Source organism: Lewinella sp. W8, from assembly GCF_004375085.3.
Taxonomy (GTDB): domain Bacteria; phylum Bacteroidota; class Bacteroidia; order Chitinophagales; family Saprospiraceae; genus Neolewinella.
The window spans coordinates 1-1910 of the sequence record NZ_SNAQ03000045.1 but is presented as its reverse complement, the minus strand read 5'-3'; the positions used below and the strand labels follow the sequence as shown (position 1 = coordinate 1910).

General features: G+C 62.5%; 1 pseudogene. It reads right to left on the bottom strand.

Going from position 1 to position 1910, the window contains the following annotated elements:
- Nucleotides 1–1910 (bottom strand): annotated as a pseudogene (locus tag E1J53_RS23770) (hypothetical protein); the annotation flags it as partial.

Genomic DNA, 1910 nt, shown 5'->3' with positions numbered 1-1910 from the left:
CCGTTGTCCGTCCAGCCCGTAGCGTTCGCACTCAGGCTCAGGCCCGTCGGCAGGTAGTCCGTTACTTCGATGTTGTCGGCCGTGACTTCACCCTGGTTCTCCACCGTAATCGTGAACGAGACTTCATCGCCCGGTTCAACGACGGGGTCCTGACCCGGAGTCAACACCTTCGTCAGCGCAAGGTCGAACTCGCCGATAGAAATCAGCGCGGGGTCCGCGTCGTCTTCGTCCGTGTTCTCCTCGGTATCACCGGGAGCGCCACTGCCGTCACCGGTCGTGGCATCGTCGGAAGGCGTACCCACCGCACCACCGGCGTCGTTGCCGGCGTCGGTATCCGGGGTAGAGTCGATGTCTTCCACCGCACCGTCTTCACTGTCCGTGGCGGCACTGATCTCCGCTACGTTCACCAGGTCTTCACCGTCCGTGCCGGCATCCACCGTCACCAGGATGGTAATCGTGGTGCTTGCACCCGGTGCCAGCTCACCCTCAATGGCGAAGGTCGCCGTGCCGTCTCCGTTGTCCGTCCAGCCCGTAGCGTTCGCACTCAGGCTCAGACCCGTCGGCAGGTAGTCGGTTACTTCGATGTTGTCGGCCGTGACTTCACCCTGGTTCTCCACCGTAATCGTGAACGAGACTTCATCGCCAGGCTCAACAACGGGGTCCTGACCAGCACTGAGCACTTTCGTCAGCGCAAGGTCGAACTCACCGATAGAAATCAAGGCGGGGTCGGCGTCATCTTCGTCCGTGTTCTCCTCGGTATCACCGGGAGCGCCGGTTCCGTCACCGGTCGTAGCATCGTCGGAAGGCGTGCCCACCGCACCACCGGCATCATTGCCGTCGTCGGTGTCCGGGGTGGAGTCGATGTCTTCCACCGCACCGTCTTCGCTGTCCGTGGCGGCACTAATCTCCGCTACGTTCACCAGGTCTTCACCGTCCGTGCCGGCATCCACCGTCACCAGGATGGTAATCGTGGTGCTTGCACCCGGTGCCAGCTCACCCTCAATGGCGAAGGTCGCCGTGCCGTCTCCGTTGTCCGTCCAGCCCGTAGCGTTCGCACTCAGGCTCAGACCCGTCGGGAGGTAGTCGGTTACTTCGATGTTGTCGGCCGTGACTTCACCCTGGTTCTCTACCGTAATCGTGAACGAGACTTCATCGCCAGGCTCAACAACGGGATCCTGACCAGCACTGAGCACTTTCGTCAGCGCAAGGTCGAACTCACCGATAGAAATCAAGGCGGGGTCGGCGTCATCTTCGTCCGTGTTTTCCTCGGTATCACCGGGAGCGCCGGTTCCGTCACCGGTCGTAGCATCGTCGGAAGGCGTACCCACCGCACCACCGGCATCATTGCCGTCGTCGGTATCCGGGGTGGAGTCGATGTCTTCCACCGCGCCGTCTTCGCTGTCCGTGGCGGCACTAATCTCCGCTACGTTCACCAGGTCTTCACCGTCCGTGCCGGCATCCACCGTCACCAGGATGGTAATCGTGGTGCTCGCGCCCGGTGCCAGCTCACCCTCAATGGCGAAGGTCGCCGTGCCGTCTCCGTTGTCCGTCCAGCCCGTAGCGTTCGCACTCAGGCTCAGGCCCGTCGGCAGGTAGTCCGTTACTTCGATGTTGTCGGCCGTGACTTCACCCTGGTTCTCCACCGTAATCGTGAACGAGACTTCATCGCCCGGTTCAACGACGGGGTCCTGACCCGGAGTCAACACCTTCGTCAGCGCAAGGTCGAACTCGCCGATAGAAATCAGCGCGGGGTCCGCGTCGTCTTCGTCCGTGTTCTCCTCGGTATCACCGGGAGCGCCACTGCCGTCACCGGTCGTGGCATCGTCGGAAGGCGTACCCACCGCACCACCGGCGTCGTTGCCGGCGTCGGTATCCGGGGTAGAGTCGATGTCTTCCACCGCACCGTCTTC